Raw genomic sequence first — 14,011 nt, forward strand, 5'->3', positions numbered from 1 at the left:
TCGCCGACTCATCCCTGCGGACGTAGTCAGCGTGAGTTTCGACGGCACGCAGCTGGCCTCACCGGGACGGAGAAGGGCCTCTTCCCGAAAGGCGAGGTGTCATAATGTGCCTTATCGGACAGAACGATCACGCTCCGAGAGGCCTCGCTCCGCCGGAAAGCCGACAGCCCGGCCGGGAAGGGACGATGCCCCTTCCGGCCAGGCTGTCTGACGTCGTGCCTGCGCTGATCGCTACAGATTGATCATGTGGCCGGCGATGCCTTCGACGGCTTCCTTGATGGCCTCGGACAGGCTGGGATGCGCGTGAATGTTGCGGGCCACCTCGTCGGCGGTCAGATCCCACTGCTGAGCCAAGGTGAGTTCTGGGAGCAGCTCGGAGACGTCCGGGCCGACCATGTGGGCGCCCAGGATCTCGTTGTAGCGGGCGTCGGCCACGATCTTCACGAAGCCCACGGCATCGCCCAGGCCGTGCGCCTTGCCGTTGGCGCTGAACGGGAACTTGGCGACCTTGACCTGGTAGCCGCGCTCCTTGGCCTGCGCCTCGGTGTAGCCGAACGAGCCGACCTGGGGCTGGCTGTAGGTGGCCCGCGGGATCATGTCATAATTGATCGGCATGGTCTCTGCCCCGGCGATCGTCTCTGCGGCCACCACGCCCTGCGCCTCCGCGGTGTGAGCCAGCATCAGCTTCATGGTCACGTCACCGATGGCGTAAATGCCCTCGACGTTGGTGCGCATGTAATCGTCGATGGCGATCGCGCCGCGATCGGTGAGCTGCACCCCGGTGTTCTCCAGGCCGTAGCCCTGGGTGCGCGGAGCGAAACCGAGCGACTGCAGGACCTGGGCGGCCTCGAGCACGCGGGACTCTCCCCCGGCGGCCGGGCTGATCGTCACGCGGACGCCGTCTGCGTGCTCCTCGATCTGGTCGACCTTGGTCTTGGTGAGGACCTCGACGCCCATCTTCTTGTAGGCCTTGGCCAGCTCGGCCGAGACTTCCGGGTCCTCGTTGGGCACCATCCGGTCCAGGTACTCCACGATGGTGACCTTGGTTCCGTAGTTGGCCAGCACGTAGGCGAACTCGGTGCCGATGGCACCGGCGCCGCAGATCACGATCGACTCGGGCACCTTGTCAGCGAGGATCTGCTCCTCGTAGGTGAACACCCGTGCGCTGCGCTGGGTGCCGGGCAGCATCTTGGTGGTGGCGCCGGCCGCGATGATGGCGCTGTCGAAGGTGAGCAGCTCCTCTCCCCCGTCGCCGAGGTCGACCTTGATCGACTTGGCATCGACGAAGGTTCCCCACCCGTTGAATTCGGTGATCTTGTTCTTGCGCATCAGGTAGTGGACGCCGTTGACCATTCGGTCCGACACCGCGCGGCTCCTGCTGAACGCCGCACCGTAGTCGAAGCTCACTTCCCCACTGATCCCGAAGGTCTTGGCCTCGGCGTGGAAGATGTGGGCCAACTCGGCATTGCGGAGCAACGACTTGGTCGGGATGCAGCCCACATTGAGGCACACCCCGCCCCACCACTGCTTCTCGACAATGGCCACCTTCTTGCCCAGTTGGGACGCACGGATCGCCGCGACGTAGCCCCCCGGGCCTGCACCGAGAACAACGACATCGAAGTGTTGGGTCATGGCTGTCACTCTAGACCGGGCTCCGCGAGCCCTGGCCTCATATCCCATGTGAGATAAGCTCTTCTTGTGACTGAACTCCTCCCCAGCAGCATCGGCACCCTGATCCGGGACGCCCGCAAGCAGCGCGGATTGACCCAGCAGGAGCTCGCCTCCGTGCTCGGCACCTCGCAGAGCGCGGTCCATCGGATCGAGTCCGGTGGCCAGAACCTGAGCCTGGAGATGATCAATCGGATCGCCGGAGCTTTGGAGAGTCCGCTGATCTCGGCAGGCGCCGGCGGCCCCACTCATCTGCGGGTGCACGGCCCGGTGACCCTGTCCGGATCGATCGAGGTCCGGTCGTCGAAGAACGCCGCGGTGGCCTTGCTGTGTGCGTCCCTGCTGAACGAGGGACGCACGGTCCTGCGCGGGATCGCCCAGATCGAAGAGGTCAACCGGATCCTGGAGGTGCTGACCAGCATCGGGGTCCGGGCCACCTGGTCGGCCGACAAGTCCGAGTTGGAGCTGCGCCGTCCGGCCAAGCTCAACCTGGCCGACATGGACGAGGCTGCGGCCCGCCGGACCCGTTCGATCATCATGTTCCTGGGTCCGCTGCTGCACCTGGAAGAGACCTTCGACCTGCCCTATGCCGGCGGCTGCAACCTGGGCGCCCGGACGGTGACCCCGCACCTGCAGGCGCTGCGGAACTTCGGCCTCACCGTGCGTACCTCGCAGGGGCTCTATCACGCGCAGGTCCACCCGAGCCCCAGCGATACCCGGCGGATCACCCTCACCGAGCGCGGCGACACCGTCACCGAGAACGCCCTGATGGCCGCCGCGATGTTCCCCGGTCGCACCGAGGTCCGCAATGCCTCCAGCAACTACATGGTCCAGGACCTGTGCTTCTTCCTGCAGGCCCTCGGCGTCCAGGTGGACGGGATCGGCACCACCACCTTGGTGGTGCACGGCCGCGAGCGGATCAACGCCGATGTGGTCTACACGCCATCGGAGGACCCGATCGAGGCGATGAGCCTGCTCACCGCAGCCATCGTCACCGGCTCCGAACTCACCATCACCCGCAGCCCGATCGAGTTCCTCGATGTCGAGCTGGCCATCCTGGCCGAGATGGGGCTGAACTACTCGCTCACCGAGGAGTACCCCTCCCACAACGGCCGGACGGTACTTGTCGACATCACGGTGCACCCGTCGCGGCTGCATGCCTCGGCCGACAAGATCCACCCGATGCCGTTCCCCGGCCTGAACATCGACAACCTGCCGTTCTTCGCCGTGATCGCCGCGGTGGCCGAGGGCCGGACGATGATTCACGACTGGGTTTACGAGAACCGGGCCATTCACCTGGTCGAGCTCAACAAGCTGGGTGCCGACGTGCAGCTACTCGACCCGCACCGGATCGTGGTCAACGGCCCGACCCGTTGGCGTGGTCAGGAGTTGATCTGCCCGCAGGCGCTGCGTCCTGCGGTCTGCCTGCTGCTGGCGGCGCTGGCCGCCCGCGGCACCAGCGTGTTGCGCGACGTCTACGTGATCAACCGCGGCTACGAGGATCTGCCGAACCGGCTGAACGCCCTGGGCGCTCAGATCGAGGTCTTCCGCGACTGATCAGTCCGGCGGCGGCGGGATCGAGGCCAGGCCGGGCGCCACGCCTGGCCAGACCAGGACGACCCGGCACGGCGCGTGATCGACCACGAAGCGGGTGTGCTTATCCAGGCTCCGCGGCCCGAGCCGAGAGAGATCTCCGTCGCGGGCCAGCACCAGAACGTCCACTTCGGCTGCGGCGGCAGTGACGTCGCGCTCCGGGCGTCCGGAGCGCACCTCCTGCTCGGCGGGGCGACCCAACCGAGCTTCGGCGGCGGCGAGCCGATCGCGAGCGGCAGTCTGGGCGAGCTCGGTGACCGAGGAGGCCGGGTTGCCGGACGTGCCTCTGCCCCACAGCCCGATCCGGGCACCTGCGGTCTGAGCCACCACGTCGGTCGGCACGGTGGCCAGTAGCCGGACGTCCGCGTCGGGGAACAGCTCGCTGACGGTGTCCACACACGACGGCCAGGTCGCCTCGGCGATCCACACCAGAACCTTCACAGCACACCTCCGAACAGTTGCAGCGAGCCCCACAGGGCGACCACAGCGGCCACGATGGCCAACGGCGTGGTCAGCAGGCCGAGCCAGGTGAACTCGGCCAACGGCGCCTCATGATCATGATCGTGGACGATCCGGCGCCACAGCAGCGTGGCCAGCGAGCCGACATAGGTCAGGTTCGGGCCCACGTTCACTCCGATCAACACGGCCAGCGCCGGGCCCACGCCCGAGCCGACCGCCAACGGGAGCAGGATCAGCACCGCGGGCAGGTTGTTGACCAGGTTGGCCAAGATGGCCGCGATCCCGGCCCAGGCCAGCAGCGCCCACAGCGAGGTGCCGGACGGCACGATATGCCCCATCAACTCGGCCAGGCCGTTGTCCACAACGGCCCGGACCACGATCCCTAGCGCCAGTACGAAGGCCAGGAAGGGCAGGTTGAGCCCCTTCAGCAGCTCCAGCGGACGCACTTGGCGGCGCTGGAGCGCCCGCACGGCCAGCACGGCAGCCCCGGCAGCGGCCACCCAGGCGACCTCGACATGCCAGAAGGACGCCATCACGAAGCCGACCAGAGTGAGACCGACCACGGTGGCGCTGAAGACCGGCAGCGGCACCGTCGGCGCGGCCGAGGCCGGCGCCCCGGCGCCCAGGCGGAGGTCGGCGGCGAAGTACCACCGGAAGGCGAAGTACTCCACGACCAACACCACCAGCCAGGGCAGGCTCATCACCAGCCCGGACTGTGCGAAGCCCAGGCCCAGCGCCGTCATGGCCAGCAGATTGGTCAGGTTCGACACCGGCAGCAGCAACGAGCCCGCATTGGCCAGATGGGTGCAGGCATACACGTGCGGACGAGGCCGGACGCCCACTCGTCCGGCCGTGGCGAAGACGACCGGAGTGAGCAACACCACCGTGGCGTCCAGGCTGAGCACGGCCGTGGTGATGGCGGCCACCGCGAAAACCAGCAGCAAGAGCCGCTGCGGCTGGCCGGCGCTGCGGCGGGCCATCAGCTGGCCGGCCCACTCGAACAGCCCGTCCCGGGCGCACAGCTCACTGAGCACCAGGACGGCGGCCAAGAAGCCGACCACCGGCAACAGCGTCATCGACTCGGCCAGTGCGCGATCAGGGCTGATCCCGCCGGTGAACAGGACGACCAGCGCCGCCGGCACCGCGGCCACCGCCTCCGGCAGCTTGCCGGGCCGGATCACGGCGAAGCCGAGGACGGCGACCAGCAGAACCGCCGCCACCACCTCCGCGCCGATCATCCCTGACTACCTCACTCGCTCCACATCGAAGTGATGGTCCGGATGCACCAGCCGGTCCTGGGCGGGCGCCAGCAGCAGCTCCGAGGAGCCGGCCTCTGCGGTCGCCCGCAGCAGCGAGTAGACCGCGTCCGCGGTCGCACCCAGCGCAGCGCCGGGATCGTCGGTGGCCAGGTAGTGGGCAAGGAACAGGGCGGCGGTGAGGTCGCCGGAGCCGGTGAAGTTGCGCTCCAGCAGCGGCGTACGGACCAGCCAGGCCCCCTGATCGGAGGCGGCGATCATGGCCACCGAGTCGGCCGGGCCGCCGTCCAGCACCGCAGAGGTGACCAGGACCAGCTTCGGACCGGTGGCGCGCAGCGCGGCCGCCGCGGCCAGCACCTCGTCCAGGGTCCTCGTGGTGCGCCCGGTCAGGAAGTCCAGCTCGAAGTGGTTCGGGGTGACCAGGTCGGCCTTGGGCACCACCTCGTCGCGCATGAACTCGGGAATGCCCGGACGGACGTAAATGCCGCGACCGACATCGCCGATCACCGGGTCGCAGCAGTAGATGGCCTTCGGGTTGCGCTGCTTGACCAGCTCGACGGCGGCCAGCACCTGGGCGCCCATCTCGGCGGCACCCTGATAGCCGGACAGGACGGCGTCCGCCCGGCCGAGCACGCCCCGCTCGTCGATGCCGGTGATCACCTCGGCCACGTCGGCCGGAGTCAGCATCGGTCCACGCCAGGCGCCGTAGCCGGTGTGGTTGGAAAAGTGCACGGTGATCACCGGCCAGACCTCAACGCCCAGACGCATCAGCGGGAAGGTGGCCGCGCTGTTGCCGACGTGCCCGTAGGCCACCGAGGACTGGATCGACAGAATCGTTGTCAAGGCTTCAACTCCCGTTCATTCCACTGCGGACAAATGCCCTCTGAGCACCCTAGAGTTCAGCCGTGCCATCGCGCGACCATCGCTATCTGAACGGACGCTTTGTCGCCACGGCGCATCGCGGTGGCTGGGTGGATCCCGCCGACCGCGACCGAGAGAACACCATCTATGCCTTCACGAGGGCGTGGGAACTCGGCTATCGCGTCTTCGAGACCGATGTGCACCTCACCGCCGATGGGCAATTGGTCGCCTTCCACGACAGCGATCTGGGCCGGATCACCGGGGTCCAGGGCGAGATCAGCGACCACAGCTGGGACGAACTGAGCTCGGTGTCGGTGGCCGGCCAGGATCGGATCCCGCTGCTCAGCGAGTTGCTGGACACGTTCCCCGATGCGGTGTTCAACATCGACATCAAGGCTGAGGCGGCCACCGAGCCGCTGGCCGCACTGCTGGCCGGCAGTCCCGACCAGGACCGGGTCTGCGTGGGCTCGTTCTCCTCGCCTCGGCTGAGCCGCTTCCGCGGGCTGGCCCCCGACGTGCTCACCTCGACCTCGCGGAACGAAGTGGCCCGCTACGTGTTCGGGTTCGGCTTTCGACGTGCGCGCTTCGGCGAGGGCGAGGTGCTGCAGGTGCCGGTGAAGGCGTTCCGCGAGACCGTCCCGATCGTTCGCAGGGACGTCCTGGCCGCTGCTCACGCCCACCACCGTCCGGTGCAGGTGTGGACGATCGATGAGCCGGCCGAGATGGAGCGGCTGATCGATCTCGGCGTGGACGGCCTGATCACCAATGATCTGGTCGCGCTCAAGAAGATCCTGCGCTCGCGTGGGCTATGGCAGGAGGAATCGTGAGAAGCACTCCGGAACAGCGCTCCTGGTACTGGTACGACTGGGCCAACTCGGCCTACATCACCACCACGGCCACCGTGCTGATCGGCCCGTACCTCACCCACCTGGCCAACAACGCGGCCGGCTGCACCGACCTGGCTGACGGCCAGGTCTGCACCACCCCGGTCCAACTGCTCGGCTTCCTGCCAGTGCTTCCGGGGGCGCTGCCGTCCTTCGTGTCGACGATCAGCACGGTGATTTCGGCGGTGCTGCTGCTCTTCGTGGGCGCGGCGGCCGACCGCTCCGCCCATCCGCACCGCTGGCTGGGCGGATCGGCCTGGATCGGGGCGCTGGCCGGCTGCGCCATGTTCTTCCTGTCCGGTGACAACTGGCAGCTCGGCGTCTGGCTGATGATCATCGGGGCCTTCAGCTTCGGCGCGTCCACGGTCGTCTACGACTCGATCCTGGTCCGGATCGCCGGGCCGGACGAGCGGGACCGGGTCTCCAGTAGGGGCTGGGCCCTCGGCTATGCCGGCGGTGGCCTGCTGTTGGCGATCAACTTCGCGGTGATCACGTTCAACAAGCAGCTCGGCCTGGACTCGGAGATGGCGGTGCGGATCTGTCTGCTGTCGGCCGGGGTGTGGTGGGCGGCGTTCACACTGATCCCGTTCCTCGGGCTGCGTCGGCTGCCGCGCGAGGTGTCCAAGGAGGCCGCCGAAGGCAACCCGCTCTCTCAGCTGATCGGCACCTTCCGGGTGCTCCGCAAGTACCCCCAGACGATGATGTTCCTGCTGGCCTTCCTGTTCTACAACGACGGCATCCAGACGGTGATCTTCGCGTCCAGCCAGTACGCCTCCGGCGAGCTCGGAATGGCGCAGAGCAACGTGCTGATGACCTTCCTGCTGACCCAGGTGGTAGCGCTGTTCGGCGCGCTGATCTTCGGCAGGTTCGCCGCGCGCTACGGTGCCAAACGCACAGTGCTGGGCGGCATCGTGATCTGGCTCGCAGTGGTGGTGGTCGGCTTCCTGTTGCCGGCCGGCAACTTCGGCGCCCTGCTCGGCTTGGGCGCTGCCATCGGGCTGGTGATGGGCGGTACCCAGGCCCTGTCCCGCTCGATGTACAGCCAGCTGATCCCGATCGGACGCGAGGCCGAGTTCTTCAGCTTCTACCAGGCCATGGAGCGTGGGACGAGCTGGCTGGGCACCTTGGCCTTCGGGCTGGTGTTCCAGTTCGCCCAGTCCTACCGGCTCGCCCTGATCGCGCTGGCGGTCTTCTTCGTGGTCGGCGGCTTCCTGCTGACCAGGGTGAACATGCGCAAGGGAATCACTGACGCCGGTAACGCGTTACCAGCAGTGTTCTGATTTGCAGGTCCCGCTAACGTGGGGCACGGAGGTGGAGAGATGGCTGATCGTGCACTACGGGGGTCCGGGTTGGGCTCCAAGAGCAATGCTGATCCCAGTGGGATCGAACTGGCGCCGCGCCAGGATGTCGGGTTCGACTGCCCGCGCGACCATCACTTCACAGTGGTTTTCGCCGAAGAGGCTGAGTTGCCCACCGAGTGGGAATGCCCGCGATGCGGTGCAGTGGCCCGCCGTTCCGACGGTGTCGTGGCCGAAGCCAAGGAGACCAAGCCGGTGCGTACCCACTGGGACATGCTGCGCGAGCGTCGCTCGCTGGAGGAGCTCGAGGAGCTCCTCGCCGAGCGCCTCGGTGAAATCCGCTCGGGTCGCTAGCCCAGCAGTTCGCCGCGCGGATCGGGCGATGCCGGTGGCTGTGGGGACGGGGCCGGCCCGTCCACGGTCTCGCCGCTGATCACCGTTCCGGTGTTGAAAGCCGAGTTCGCGGCCCCGAGCGAGCCGGACTTGGCCGACTGGCGGGCCAGCAGGCAGCCGAGCACCCGACGAGCGTAGGGACGGGTGGCCGGGATCAGGAAGATCAGGCCGAACACGTCGGTGACGAAGCCGGGCAGAATCAGAAGGATGCCGCCGACCAGCACCAGGGCGGCGTCGGCGAGCTGACCACTGGGTATCCGGCCCAGGCTGAGCGCGTCCCACAGTGCCGCCCAGGCCTTGCGTCCCTCGCGCTGCAGCAGCCAGGAACCCAGCAGCGCTTCGGCGATCAGGATGGCGACCGTCCAGCCGATCCCGATCCGGGTGCCGACCAGCGTCAGCAGCCAGACCTCGACGATCGACACAGCGATGAAGCCGATCACCAGGACCGGCAGCACCCACCGCTTGGTAGCGATCACGAACTCAGGCCCTTGCCACCCCGCCGTCCGGTGAGAGCGGAGAAGGCCGAAGCAAGCTGACCGGTCCGGTACTGCCAGCCCCAGCGCGTGGTCAGGCCCATGGCCTCCAGCACGATGGCGCCGCTCATCTTGGAGTCGCCGTACTCACGCTCGACGAACTCGATCGGCACCTCGGCCACGGTGAAGCCGGCGCGCACCGCGCGACGGACGAGTTCCACCTGGAAGCCGTAGCCGGCCGCCTCGACGCCGTCCAGGCCCATGCCCTGCAGGGTGGTCGCGCGCCAGGCCACGAAGCCGCCGGTGGCGTCCTTGACCGGCAGGCCGAGCATTAGCTGGGTCCACAGGTTGCCGCCCCGAGACAGCAGTTCACGGTGCACCGGCCAGCCCTTGGTGGAGCCGCCCTTGATGTAGCGGGAGCCCTTCACGGCGTCCGCGGTCTGCAGGCGCTCCAGAATGGATGGCAGGTACTCCGGCTGGTGGGAGCCGTCGGCGTCGTGTTCGATGAGGACCTGGTAGCCCTGCTCGATGCCCCAGCGGAAGCCGGCCAAGTAGGCCGCACCGAGGCCTTCCTTGCCGGTGCGGTGCAGCACATGCAGGTGGTCGTCGGCTGCAGCCAGCTCGTCGGCGAGAGCTCCGGTTCCGTCCGGGGAGTTGTCGTCGGCCACCAGGATGTGTGCGGTGGGTACGGCCGCCCGGATCCGGGCGGTGATCGGACGGAGGTTCTCCAACTCGTTGTAGGTGGGGATGATCACCAGGACGGGTTCAAGAGAGGTTGCCGGGTCTGGCATGTTTAGCTCCACTTCGAGTTTGGCGTAAGTTCATTCTGCCCGAGATGACAAGGTAGCCAAGCCCGAGCAGCAGCCCGGCCACCACAATCAGTTCCAGCCAACCCGACCACAGGCTGGCCGGGGTGATCCCATCGCGTTCGGGCAGGCTCACCACGCCCGATGCGGACGAGTGGTCGCCCACCCGGAAGGCCACCGAGCCGTCCGGTTCGATCAGGCCCGAGACGCCGCTGGTGGTGACCACCAGGATCTCCCTGCGCAACTCCATCGCTCGGACCCTGGTCATCGCAAACTGCTGGTCGATCTGGCCGGTGCCCTGGTACATGGCATTCGACGACTGCACCACCACCACCTGGGCGCCGTTGGTGGCCAGGTCGTGCGCGAAGCTGTCAAAGGCCAGGTCGTAGCAGACCAGGACGCCGACGGCGAGCCGACGCCCATCGTCCAGCTGCACGTTCATCACGCCGGGACGGTCACCGGGGATCGACTGGTCGCCGACATAGGCCAACTGAGGGATCAGCGGCAGCAGCAGCTCCCGCATGGGCACCCACTCCCCGAAGGGGACGATGCCGCGCTTGATGTAGGTGGCGGTGACGCCGCCTCGGGGGTCCCACCACAGCGAAGCGGTCTGCCGCTCGCCGGCGCCGGGGCCGGCCAGGATTGCGCCGACCAGCAGCGGCTTGTTGAGCCGGGCCACGGCAGCCTGGACCAGTCGTCCGGTCTCGGCATCGAGGAACGGATCGGCATCGGTCGAGTTCTCCGGCCAGACCACGAAGTCCGGCTGTGGCCGGGTGCCGGCGTCCACCTGGTCGGCGAGTTTCACCGTCTGGGCGAGCTGGTTCTTGGTGATCGTTCGGGCCGGGCCGAGTCCGTAGACCCCGCCGCCGGGTGCACCGCCTTGCACCCACCCGACCTGCACGCTGCCGGTCTCCGTCCCCGGCGCCACCAGGACGCCGGTCGAGGCGGCCAGTGCCAGGGCCGCGGCGCCGGTGAACAGGACGCTCGCCCGCCGCCAGCTCAACTGCTGCAGCCACCAGGCCACGCCCTGTCCGATCAGCGCCACGATCAGGCTGACCCCGGGCACACCGACAAGTGGATAGGCCCAGGCCAGTGGCGAGTCGGCCATGGCATAGCCGAGCCGGAGCCACCCGAAGCCGTTGAACGGGAACCGTGCGTAGGTGAACTCGATCGCCACCCAGGAAGCGGCGGCCAACAGCGGCCACCATCGACTGCGGGCTCCGAGCCGGATCAGCAGGCCCAACGCCAGGAAGAACAGCGACTCGACTCCGACCAGGCCGAACAGTGCCTCGAGGAAGATCACCTGCATCCAGTTCAGGCCGAGTCCCAAGAAGCCCAGCCCGAACAGCAGACCGTAGCCGGCCGCCCCGCGGTAGCCTCGGGCGGCCAGTACCGTCAGGCTCAGCCCGGCCACGCCGAGGAAGGCCAACGGCCACAGGTTGAACGGCTGGAAGGCCAGAGCGGTGAGCACTCCGCTCACCACCGCCAGCACCACCCGCAACGCCGCGGGGCGGCGGGCCAGTGCGTCGATCACGCCCAGAGCCTAGTCGCACCGCGGCCGGGTGTGCTCATGGCACGATGGGGCGATGCAGAAGACTGGGTTGTTGCTGCTGGACACGGCCTCCTTGTACTTCCGGGCCTTCTTCGGGTTGCCCTCGAGCCTGCGGGCGTCCGACGGGACGCCGGTGAACGCCGTCCGCGGGTTGCTGGACTTCGCAGCCCGGTTCATCACCGACTACTCCCCACAGCAACTCGCCTGCTGCTGGGACGACGCCTGGCGTCCTGCCTGGCGGGTTGCCCTGATCCGCTCCTACAAGGCGCATCGGGTGGCTCACGACGACATCGAGATCGTCCCTGAGGAACTCCAGGTGCAGGTCCCGCTGATCCGGGCCGTCCTGGCTGCGGCCGGCCTGCCGGTGATCGGGGCCCCCGACGCCGAAGCCGACGACGTGATCGGAACTCTGTCCAGCACCGGGCAGGGAGTACGGATCGTCACCGGTGATCGGGACCTGTTCCAGCTGGTCGACGATGACCGGGACTGCCGGGTGCTCTACGTCGGACGCGGGGTGGCCCAGCATGAGGTGGTCGACGACGCCTGGCTGCAGGCCAAGTACGGGGTGCCGGCCCGCAGCTATGTGGACTTCGCCGTGCTGCGTGGCGACCCCTCCGACGGTCTTCCCGGCGTGGCCGGCGTGGGCGAGAAGACGGCAGCCAAGCTCGTGGCCCAGTACGGCTCTTTGGAGAAGATCCTTGCCGCAGCCCAGAGCGGACAACTCTCCCCCACGCTCAGCCAGCGACTGGCGGCAGCCATCGACTACCTGGGTCCGGCCGGCGAGGTGGTCGCGGTTCGGCGCGATCTGCCGCTGGGCAGCCCCGACCTGACTCTGCCGCCCGGTCCGGCCGATCCGGACGCCTTCGCCCGGCTCAGCGCTGAACTGAACCTCGGCTCCAGCGCCGAGCGCCTGGTGAATGCCCTGGCCGCAGCAAGTTCGCCGAGCTAACCCTTCAGCACGTAGACGGCTGCGCCGGCGGCCAGGTTGGCCATGGCGCCGGCCACCCGCAGCGGCTCACCGGTCGGGCTGAGCGGGATCCGCTGCTCGATGGTGAGGCCGAGTCGTCCGAACAGCTCCTCCAGCTCCAGCAGTGTGGTGAACCGCAGGTTGGGAGTGTCGTACCAGGCGTGCGGGAGGTCCTTGGAGATCGGCATCCGGCCGCGCAGCAGACGCAGCCGATGCCGCCACCAGCCGAAGTTGGGCGCCGACACGATCAGCCGCGAGCCGATCCGGGCCATCTGGGTCAGCACGTCCACCTGCCGATGGACGGTCTGGATGGTCCGGGAGAGCACCACCACGTCGTAGGACGCGTCGGCGAACTCGTCCAGCTGGGTGTCGATGTCCAGCTCGATCACTGGTACCCCGAGGCCGATGGCCTCGATCACCGACTCCGGATCGATCTCGACCCCGGTTCCCCGACAGTGGTGGTTCTCGATCAGGTCGGCCAGCAGTGCACCCGAACCGCAGCCGAGGTCGAGCACCCGGCTGCCTGCCGGAACCAGGTCGGCCACCAGGGCCAGATCAGGACGAAGGCTCACGAGCGCACCTCCAACTGAGCCCGCTGCAGGTAGCTGCGCAGGGTGGCGTGATAGTCGTCGATCTCCAGCAGGAACGAGTCATGCCCCCACGGCGAAGTGATCTCCCGGAAGCTGACCGGTTGGCCGGCATGTTCGAGTCGTCGCACGATCCGGCGGGAGTGCTCGGTGCCGAACCGCCAGTCGGTGTCGAAGGAGACCACCAACCACCGCACCGGGCTCTCAGCCAGCCGGGACAGCGCGTCCGGGTCGGCGAACGGGTCGAAGTAGTCCATCACTCTGGTGAGATACAGATAGCTGAGCGCATCGAACCGCTCCACGAAGGCCTTGCCTTGATGGTCGAGGTAGCTCTCCACAGCGAAATGGATGCCCAGTCCCTGTTCGTCGACGGCCGGCTGGGCCTGTCGGCCGAACTTCTCGGTGAGGGCGTCCTCGGATAGGTAGGTGATGTGCGCCATCATCCGGGCGATCGACAGGCCGGTCTCCGGGTTGGCGCCGTTGGCGGCGTACTCACCCTCACTGAACTCCGGGTCGGTCATGATGGCCCGCCGAGCCACGGCCGAGAAGGCGATGTTCTGCGCGGTCAGTCGGCTGGAGGCGGCGATCACGATGGCGTTGGCCAGATCCTCGGGGTAGTCCAGCGCCCATTGCAGGACCTGCATCCCGCCGAGCGAGCCACCCATGGCGGCCAGCAGCCGGGTAACCCCCAGATGCCGGATCAGCGCCCGATGGACGGCCACCAGATCGCGCATCAGGAGCACCGGGAAGTCCAGCCCATAGGCCTTGCCGGTCGCCGGGTTGATCGAGGACGGGCCGGTGCTGCCCTGGCAGCCACCGATCAGGTTCGGACAGATCACGAAGTAGCGGTCGGTGTCCAAGGGTTTGCCCGGGCCGATCAGGTTGTCCCACCATCCTGGCCGGGTCGCTCCCTCGTGGAAGCCGGCCGCGTGGGCGTCCCCGGTCAGCGCGTGGCAGATGAAGATGGCGTTGTCGCGGGCTTCATTGAGTTGCCCGTAGGTCTCGTAGGCCACCTCGACCGGGCCGAGGCTGCCGCCGTTCGACATTCGCAGGGGGTTCTCGACACTGAACAGTGTCGCGGTCGCAGTTGTGACGATCCCGACGGAGCCGGCTTCCGGCACCTGGTGACCCATCTGTTGACCCTCCTGCGAAGTGGGGTCTCAGCATAGACCTGAGCGTCCCGGCGACCGTGACACAATGACCAGGCACGAACG

At 67.9% G+C, this 14,011-nt stretch carries 14 protein-coding genes; 5 read left to right on the forward strand and 9 right to left on the reverse strand.

Annotated features, from left to right (window positions below; translation table 11 throughout):
* Window positions 1–231: 231 nt before the first annotated feature.
* Entirely contained in the window at window positions 232–1,632 is a 1,401-nt protein-coding gene (gene lpdA / locus ATK74_RS05880; protein WP_098460159.1) for a dihydrolipoyl dehydrogenase, read from the reverse strand.
* Window positions 1,633–1,698: 66 nt separating this feature from the next.
* On the opposite strand from lpdA, the gene ATK74_RS05885 reads away from it, so the two are divergent.
* On the forward strand, window positions 1,699–3,225 hold the full coding sequence (locus ATK74_RS05885; protein WP_098460160.1) for a helix-turn-helix domain-containing protein: 1,527 nt from the start codon (window positions 1,699–1,701) through the stop codon (window positions 3,223–3,225).
* Here ATK74_RS05885 and ATK74_RS05890 read toward each other — a convergent pair whose 3' ends face one another.
* From ATK74_RS05890 to pdxY, 3 genes are read right to left on the reverse strand one after another with little or no spacing between them, the layout of a single operon-like run.
* Window positions 3,226–3,702, reverse strand: a complete 477-nt coding sequence (locus ATK74_RS05890) for a universal stress protein (protein ID WP_169923750.1) — start codon at window positions 3,700–3,702, stop codon at window positions 3,226–3,228.
* Entirely contained in the window at window positions 3,699–4,958 is a 1,260-nt protein-coding gene (locus ATK74_RS05895; RefSeq protein WP_098460161.1) for an SLC13 family permease, read from the reverse strand. The genes ATK74_RS05890 and ATK74_RS05895 overlap by 4 nt, the downstream gene beginning before the upstream one ends.
* A 6-nt stretch (window positions 4,959–4,964) precedes the next feature.
* Window positions 4,965–5,819 (reverse strand): pyridoxal kinase PdxY, encoded by an 855-nt coding sequence (gene pdxY, locus ATK74_RS05900; protein WP_098460162.1) that lies wholly within the window; start codon window positions 5,817–5,819, stop codon window positions 4,965–4,967.
* A gap of 62 nt (window positions 5,820–5,881) precedes the next feature.
* On the opposite strand from pdxY, the gene ATK74_RS05905 reads away from it, so the two are divergent.
* Genes ATK74_RS05905 through ATK74_RS05915 form a run of 3 tightly spaced genes read left to right on the forward strand, consistent with a single transcriptional unit; the run spans window position 5,882 to window position 8,373 of the window.
* Window positions 5,882–6,664: a glycerophosphodiester phosphodiesterase family protein gene (locus tag ATK74_RS05905; protein WP_098460163.1), complete on the forward strand. Its 783-nt coding sequence runs from the start codon at window positions 5,882–5,884 to the stop codon at window positions 6,662–6,664.
* Window positions 6,661–8,001 (forward strand): MFS transporter, encoded by a 1,341-nt coding sequence (locus tag ATK74_RS05910; RefSeq protein ID WP_245840778.1) that lies wholly within the window; start codon window positions 6,661–6,663, stop codon window positions 7,999–8,001. Before ATK74_RS05905 ends, ATK74_RS05910 begins: the two co-directional genes overlap by 4 nt.
* Window positions 8,002–8,040: 39 nt before the next feature.
* Window positions 8,041–8,373 carry an RNA polymerase-binding protein RbpA gene (locus ATK74_RS05915; protein ID WP_098460165.1) on the forward strand — a complete coding sequence of 111 codons (333 nt, stop codon included), beginning with the start codon at window positions 8,041–8,043 and terminating at the stop codon, window positions 8,371–8,373.
* Here ATK74_RS05915 and ATK74_RS05920 read toward each other — a convergent pair.
* The 3 genes from ATK74_RS05920 to lnt are packed head-to-tail and all read right to left on the reverse strand — an operon-like array spanning window position 8,370 to window position 11,225.
* Window positions 8,370–8,888, reverse strand: a complete 519-nt coding sequence (locus tag ATK74_RS05920) for an FxsA family protein (RefSeq protein ID WP_169923751.1) — start codon at window positions 8,886–8,888, stop codon at window positions 8,370–8,372. The two genes, ATK74_RS05915 and ATK74_RS05920, sit on opposite strands and share 4 nt — an antisense overlap.
* Complete coding sequence (locus ATK74_RS05925) at window positions 8,885–9,676, reverse strand: polyprenol monophosphomannose synthase (protein ID WP_098460167.1); 792 nt, start codon at window positions 9,674–9,676, stop codon at window positions 8,885–8,887. Before ATK74_RS05925 ends, ATK74_RS05920 begins: the two co-directional genes overlap by 4 nt.
* Window positions 9,651–11,225, reverse strand: a complete 1,575-nt coding sequence (gene lnt, locus ATK74_RS05930) for an apolipoprotein N-acyltransferase (protein ID WP_098460168.1) — start codon at window positions 11,223–11,225, stop codon at window positions 9,651–9,653. The genes ATK74_RS05925 and lnt overlap by 26 nt, the downstream gene beginning before the upstream one ends.
* A 52-nt stretch (window positions 11,226–11,277) precedes the next feature.
* On the opposite strand from lnt, the gene ATK74_RS05935 reads away from it, so the two are divergent.
* On the forward strand, window positions 11,278–12,192 hold the full coding sequence (locus ATK74_RS05935; RefSeq protein ID WP_211283295.1) for a 5'-3' exonuclease: 915 nt from the start codon (window positions 11,278–11,280) through the stop codon (window positions 12,190–12,192).
* Here ATK74_RS05935 and metW read toward each other — a convergent pair.
* Together metW and metX are read right to left on the reverse strand one after the other, a co-directional pair.
* A complete protein-coding gene (gene metW / locus ATK74_RS05940) occupies window positions 12,189–12,782 on the reverse strand; it encodes a methionine biosynthesis protein MetW (RefSeq protein ID WP_098460169.1) in 594 nt (197 codons plus the stop codon). The genes ATK74_RS05935 and metW overlap by 4 nt on opposite strands.
* Window positions 12,779–13,930: a homoserine O-acetyltransferase MetX gene (gene metX, locus ATK74_RS05945; RefSeq protein ID WP_098460170.1), complete on the reverse strand. Its 1,152-nt coding sequence runs from the start codon at window positions 13,928–13,930 to the stop codon at window positions 12,779–12,781. The genes metW and metX overlap by 4 nt, the downstream gene beginning before the upstream one ends.
* Between the last annotated feature and the right edge of the window lie 81 nt (window positions 13,931–14,011).

The sequence above is a fragment of the Propionicimonas paludicola genome (genome assembly GCF_002563675.1).
GTDB lineage: Bacteria > Actinomycetota > Actinomycetes > Propionibacteriales > Propionibacteriaceae > Propionicimonas > Propionicimonas paludicola.

Excerpts from the sequence above, each read along its gene's own strand:
- metX (WP_098460170.1), bottom strand. The coding sequence starts at position 13,930 with ATGGGTCACCAGGTGCCGGAAGCCGGCTCCGTCGGGATCGTCACAACT.
- lpdA (WP_098460159.1), bottom strand. The coding sequence starts at position 1,632 with ATGACCCAACACTTCGATGTCGTTGTTCTCGGTGCAGGCCCGGGGGGC.
- ATK74_RS05925 (WP_098460167.1), bottom strand. The coding sequence starts at position 9,676 with ATGCCAGACCCGGCAACCTCTCTTGAACCCGTCCTGGTGATCATCCCC.
- ATK74_RS05935 (WP_211283295.1), top strand. The coding sequence starts at position 11,278 with ATGCAGAAGACTGGGTTGTTGCTGCTGGACACGGCCTCCTTGTACTTC.
- ATK74_RS05895 (WP_098460161.1), bottom strand. The coding sequence starts at position 4,958 with ATGATCGGCGCGGAGGTGGTGGCGGCGGTTCTGCTGGTCGCCGTCCTC.
- ATK74_RS05915 (WP_098460165.1), top strand. The coding sequence starts at position 8,041 with ATGGCTGATCGTGCACTACGGGGGTCCGGGTTGGGCTCCAAGAGCAAT.